At 72.0% G+C, this 4445-nt stretch carries 6 protein-coding genes and 1 pseudogene; 3 read left to right on the forward strand and 4 right to left on the reverse strand.

Going from position 1 to position 4445, the window contains the following annotated elements; genetic code table 11:
* Positions 1-125 (reverse strand): biotin carboxylase N-terminal domain-containing protein (locus tag ACTWQE_RS33670; protein ID WP_443331388.1); only part of this gene is annotated, 125 nt, incomplete at its 3' end.
* A 373-nt stretch (positions 126-498) separates the two neighbouring features.
* Here ACTWQE_RS33670 and ACTWQE_RS33675 point away from each other — a divergent pair.
* Complete coding sequence (locus ACTWQE_RS33675) at positions 499-960, forward strand: hypothetical protein (protein WP_443332895.1); 462 nt, start codon at positions 499-501, stop codon at positions 958-960.
* Between the two features lie 281 nt (positions 961-1241).
* On the opposite strand, the gene ACTWQE_RS33680 is transcribed toward ACTWQE_RS33675, so the two are convergent.
* A complete protein-coding gene (locus tag ACTWQE_RS33680; protein ID WP_443332896.1) occupies positions 1242-2159 on the reverse strand; it encodes a LysR family transcriptional regulator in 918 nt (305 codons plus the stop codon).
* Between the two features lie 173 nt (positions 2160-2332).
* Between ACTWQE_RS33680 and ACTWQE_RS33685 the strand changes: the two genes are divergently transcribed.
* The gene (locus tag ACTWQE_RS33685; RefSeq protein WP_443332897.1) at positions 2333-2737 is read left to right on the forward strand and encodes a YybH family protein; all 405 of its coding nucleotides are present in this window, start codon (positions 2333-2335) and stop codon (positions 2735-2737) included.
* Positions 2738-2795: 58 nt separating this feature from the next.
* Positions 2796-3059 (forward strand): annotated as a pseudogene (locus ACTWQE_RS33690) (alpha/beta fold hydrolase); the annotation flags it as partial.
* A 417-nt stretch (positions 3060-3476) separates the two neighbouring features.
* On the opposite strand, the gene ACTWQE_RS33695 reads toward ACTWQE_RS33690, so the two are convergent.
* Complete coding sequence (locus tag ACTWQE_RS33695) at positions 3477-4097, reverse strand: Maf family protein (RefSeq protein WP_443332898.1); 621 nt, start codon at positions 4095-4097, stop codon at positions 3477-3479.
* A 167-nt stretch (positions 4098-4264) separates the two neighbouring features.
* Positions 4265-4405, reverse strand: coding sequence for a morphogenic membrane protein MmpB (gene mmpB, locus ACTWQE_RS33700; protein ID WP_443332899.1), 141 nt, complete (start codon positions 4403-4405; stop codon positions 4265-4267).
* Positions 4406-4445: the final 40 nt, after the last annotated feature.

Raw genomic sequence — 4445 nt, forward strand, 5'->3', positions numbered from 1 at the left:
CGGACGTGCAGTGCGTCCCGGTCCGGATCGGCGTACACCGCGACCGATCCGATCCCGGCATCCCCGCAGGCACGGGCAACGCGGACAGCGATTTCGCCACGGTTGGCGATGAGCACCTTGCGCACGATGGCTCCCTCCTTGAAACAAGGCGAGTTTAGGGACAACCGACACGGCCTGCCGAGTCGGCATCGGGCGTGACCTTGCCCACACGGAGTGTCATCCCATCGTCGCTCAACGGCCTAAAGCCCTTGTCGTCCCACGGTACGCCCGGAAATCTCACAGGATCGTCCGGCTCCGATGTGGTCAAGGTCTCTGCGCGAACGGCCGACGGCGGGCTCGGTTTCTTTGTTGACTCCCTACGAACGGGGGACGGAAACTTTGCCGCATAAATGTGTCCCGGCCGGGCGAGCCGCAGACCCCTTGTCCCTCGCATTACCCGTTAGTAGCGTGCGCGATGTCTTCTGTACTACAGGTAACAGTGGAAGTGGGGTGGGCGGTGTGGGGCGCAGACCGGTGGCCGCGGTGGGGGCCGTACTGCTGTTCCTGGAGGCGATCGGCATCGGGCTGATCCATATGATCCTCGGTGTCGTTGTGGACCGGCAGGACATGTCGCTGGCCGGTCTCGACTCCGGCGCGATGACCGTATCCACCTGGATCGCCGGTGGTCTCTTCGGTCTCTACCTGGCCTTCTGTGGCGCCGTTCTGCTGCGCGCCGCCCTGCGTGACCGCGCCCCCGGACGCTTCGCCCGCATTCTGCTCATCACCTGCGCCGTGGTGCACGGTGTCCTGGGCATGCTCACGGTGGGGCTGGTGGGCTGGGGCGCCTTCCTGTTCATGATGCTGGGGCTGGCGGTGATCGTGCTGACGCTCATCGCCTTCGAAGCTCGCGGCGACGGTGGGACAGGCGCGGCCCCCGCGGACGCGCCGCCACCGGCCGCGCCCGGAGCCAACCCCGTCTGATCCGAGGATCCGTGGCCGCCCGTGCCCGTGGCTTCCCGTCGTCGGATTTCCTCTGCCCGGATGGGCCGAACGGGGCAGTGATGACTGGTGGGTCCGCCGAGGTCGTGGTCCCGGCGGCCCCGGCGGACCGGTGACCCCGCGGTGACGGGCCGGGGCGGTCGCGCCACCGCGGCCGTCTCCCCTGCCCCACGTGGCCTGGCGGTGCACGGCGCCGCGCGGCCGGTCGTACCGTCGCCGCGGTCGTGGGTTCGGCCGGCTTCGGCGCACCGCGCCCGTTCATCTCACCCCGCCACCGGCTGCTCACCGTCGGCCGAGGCGCTCGTGAGGACCGTACGGGCGTGGGCGATCAGCTCTCGGGCCGCCGGGCTGATCGGTCCTTCGGCTCTCCAGGCGAGGGCAAGACGCCCGCGCAGCCGTGGCCGGACCAGGGTGAGGGCATGGATGTCCGCCGTGCCGGCCCGGCCGAGGCGTTCCGGCAGGACGGCCAGGCCCAGCCCGCGGGCGGCGAGTTGGGCGAGCACCCGCGGATCACCGGCCTCGAAGGCGATACGTGGTTCGAAGCCCGCGGCGGCACAGGCGTCGTCGAGGCAGGAGCGGAGCCCGGTGCCCCGGGGAAGGCTGATCAACGGCCGGTCCCGCAGGGCGTCAAGAGGGAGCGTCGTGCGACCGCACAGCGGGTCGTCGCGGCTGACGGCGGCGACGAGCGGCTGGTCGGCGACGATCTCGAGCTCGACACCCGCCGGCGGCGTGGCGGCCAGACCGATGACCGCGGTGTCGAGCCCGCCCGAACGCAACGCGTCCACCAAGTGGTCGGAGTTGGCCTCGCTGAGGGTGATCTCGACGCCTGGATGCTTCTCATGGAAGTCGGCCAGCAGGTCGGGCAGGCCGAGAGGGGCGCATGAGGTCACCATCCCGACGGCGACCCTTCCGCGCAGCAGTCCGGTGAGCTCGTCGACAGCGAGCCTCGCACCGGCCGCGGCGGCGAGCGCGGCACGGGCGTAGGGGAGCACGGCGGCGCCTGCCCCGGTGAGCCGTACGGTACGGCCCGAGCGGTCCAACAGGTCCTGCCCCAGCTCCCGTTCGAGCCGCCGGATCTGGGCGCTCACACCGGGCTGGGCGATGTGCAGTTTCGCGGCCGCCTTGGTGAAGCTCGCCTCTTCCACCACGGCCACGAAGTACTCCAACTGCCTGAGCTCCATAACCAATGATGCTAGCAACCATATGATCCAGTTCTTGGACTTATGGGTGCTTTTCCAGGAGGGTGGACCTGCAGCCCGGCCGTGAGGCAGGAGCGGACGGGGTGACCACCGAGTCCGCCGGGCTGCATGGCGGACCAGCGGCCCTGCGGGCCCTTCACGGAGTGAGGCGAGAGATGTCCGACGGACGTGACACGGCTGTACGGGAGAACGCTGTACGCGGGAAGGGCGCCCGTGAGAGGGCTGCCCGGCCCGAGGACCTGGCGCGGCTGTTCGTCGAGCGGGCGAACGCCGGAGACGCCGAGGGGCTCGCCGAGCTCTACGAGCCCGACGCCGTCCTGGGTTTCCCGCCCGGAGACATGACGGTCGGCCGGGATGCGATCCGCGCGGTGTTCGACCAGCTGGTCGCGCAGCGGCCCCGTTTCGAACCGGAGGAGGCGCTGCCCACGCTCCTCTGGGGCGACCTCGCCCTCACCGCGACGCGTCCCGCGGACGGCACCGGCGGCAGGGCCCAGGTCGCGCGCCGTCAGCCGGACGGCACGTGGCTCCGTATCCTCGACCGCCCCGAAGCCGCCGGCTGAGCGTCGCCCGGCACGAACAAAAATCCCCCCGGTCGTCCGACAGCGAGGAGGCGGCACCATGGCGACCTTCGTCCTCGTCCCCGGCGCCTGCCACGGCGGTTGGTGGTTCGGGCCCCTTGCGAACCGGCTGCGGCAACACGGCCACGAGGCGTACGCGGTGACCCTGACCGGCGTCGGCGACCGGAGCCATCTGCTGACCGCTTCGGTGAACCTCGACACGCACGTCCAGGACGTGGTGAGTGTGCTGGAGGCCGAGCGGATCGAGGACGCGGTGCTCTGCGGCCACAGCTACGCCGGAATGGTGGTCACCGGAGCCGCCGACCGCGTTCCCGAGCGCGTCGGCGCACTCCTCTACGTCGACGCGTTCGTGCCCGAGGACGGAGACTCCTGCTGGAGTCTGGGCACCGACGCCCAACACCGCTGGTACGCCGAGGCATCGGGGGCGAACGGCTACGCGGCGCCCCCCTGCCCTCCTTCGATGCCCGGACCACACCCCACCCGCTCGCCTCGTTCCTCCAGCGGATCCGCCTCACCGGGACGCCGGACAGAATCCGGCGACGGGACTACGTCCACCTGTCGGGGTACCGGGGCAACCCCTTCACACCCTTCCACGAGCGGCTGCGCCGGGACCCGGCCTGGCGGGTGCACAGCCTGCGCAGCGGACACGACGTCATGGCCGACGCACCCGAGGAGCTCCTCGGCCTCGTGGAGCGGCTGTACGGGGCCGGGGAGCCGGCTCTCACACCCAGAGGTCGGTGATCTGCACGCCCACCTCGGCGAGCAGTACGCGCAGCAGCGGCAGCGACAGACCGATGACATTGCCGGGGTCTCCGTCGATGCCCTCGATGAACGGGGCCGAGCGGCCGTCGAGGGTGAACGCGCCCGCCACGTGCAGCGGCTCCCCACTCGCCACGTACGCCGCGATCTCGGCGTCCGTCGGGTCGCCGAAGCGCACGGTGGTGGATGCGGTCGCGGAGGCACGGCGGCCGTCGGCGGCCGTGTCGATCACGCAGTGGCCGGTCCGCAGCACGCCGGAACGCCCCCGCATGGACTTCCAGCGGGCGGTGGCGTCCTCCGCGTCCGCGGGCTTCCCCAGTGCCTGCCCGTCCAGCTCCAGGACCGAGTCGCAGCCGACCACGAGCGCGCCCGCGGCCTCGGGCCGCCCGGCCACCGCCGCCGCTTTCGCCTCGGCCAGCACCCGCGCCAGCTCCGCCGGGGAGTCGGCGGTGAGCGCGTCCTCGTCCACCCCGCTGACGACCACCTCGGGCGCCATTCCGGCCTGCCGGAGCAGCCCGAGCCGGGCGGGCGAGGCGGAGGCGAGGACGAGCGTACGGCGTGGGGCGGCGGTCTTCTCGGTCATGAAGGCCAGGGTATACAGGCCGCGAAGCGGCCCCGGACGGCTATGGGGCCGGGGCTGTGGCCGGCTGCCGCCGACGCCCGCGGTCTCGGGCGCTGCGGGCTCAGCAGCTCACCAGCCGACAGTCCCAGCGCCGTGGGCGCTGGGACGCCCCCCGCTCGGCCGCGCGCTCAGAGCCGCGGCGTGAGCAGCCCCAGCACCAGCATCAGCACCACCATCGCGACCGCCAGGACCCAGCCCGCACGGCGGAGCATCGCCTCGGCGTCGCGCAGCTCCTTTGAGGGCTCGTCGGAGGGGTCGGACCACAGCATGGATCCGATGCTGCGGCAGACAGGACCGTGGGGGGGGGGG

Origin of the sequence: Streptomyces sp. 8N706 (genome assembly GCF_052245415.1) — a bacterium.
Lineage (GTDB): Bacteria > Actinomycetota > Actinomycetes > Streptomycetales > Streptomycetaceae > Streptomyces.

What these genes read in the sequence shown, in the direction of transcription:
- ACTWQE_RS33680 (WP_443332896.1), bottom strand. Translation starts at nt 2,159, where the DNA reads ATGGAGCTCAGGCAGTTGGAGTACTTCGTGGCCGTGGTGGAAGAGGCG.
- ACTWQE_RS33685 (WP_443332897.1), top strand. Translation starts at nt 2,333, where the DNA reads ATGTCCGACGGACGTGACACGGCTGTACGGGAGAACGCTGTACGCGGG.
- ACTWQE_RS33695 (WP_443332898.1), bottom strand. Translation starts at nt 4,097, where the DNA reads ATGACCGAGAAGACCGCCGCCCCACGCCGTACGCTCGTCCTCGCCTCC.
- mmpB (WP_443332899.1), bottom strand. Translation starts at nt 4,405, where the DNA reads ATGCTGTGGTCCGACCCCTCCGACGAGCCCTCAAAGGAGCTGCGCGAC.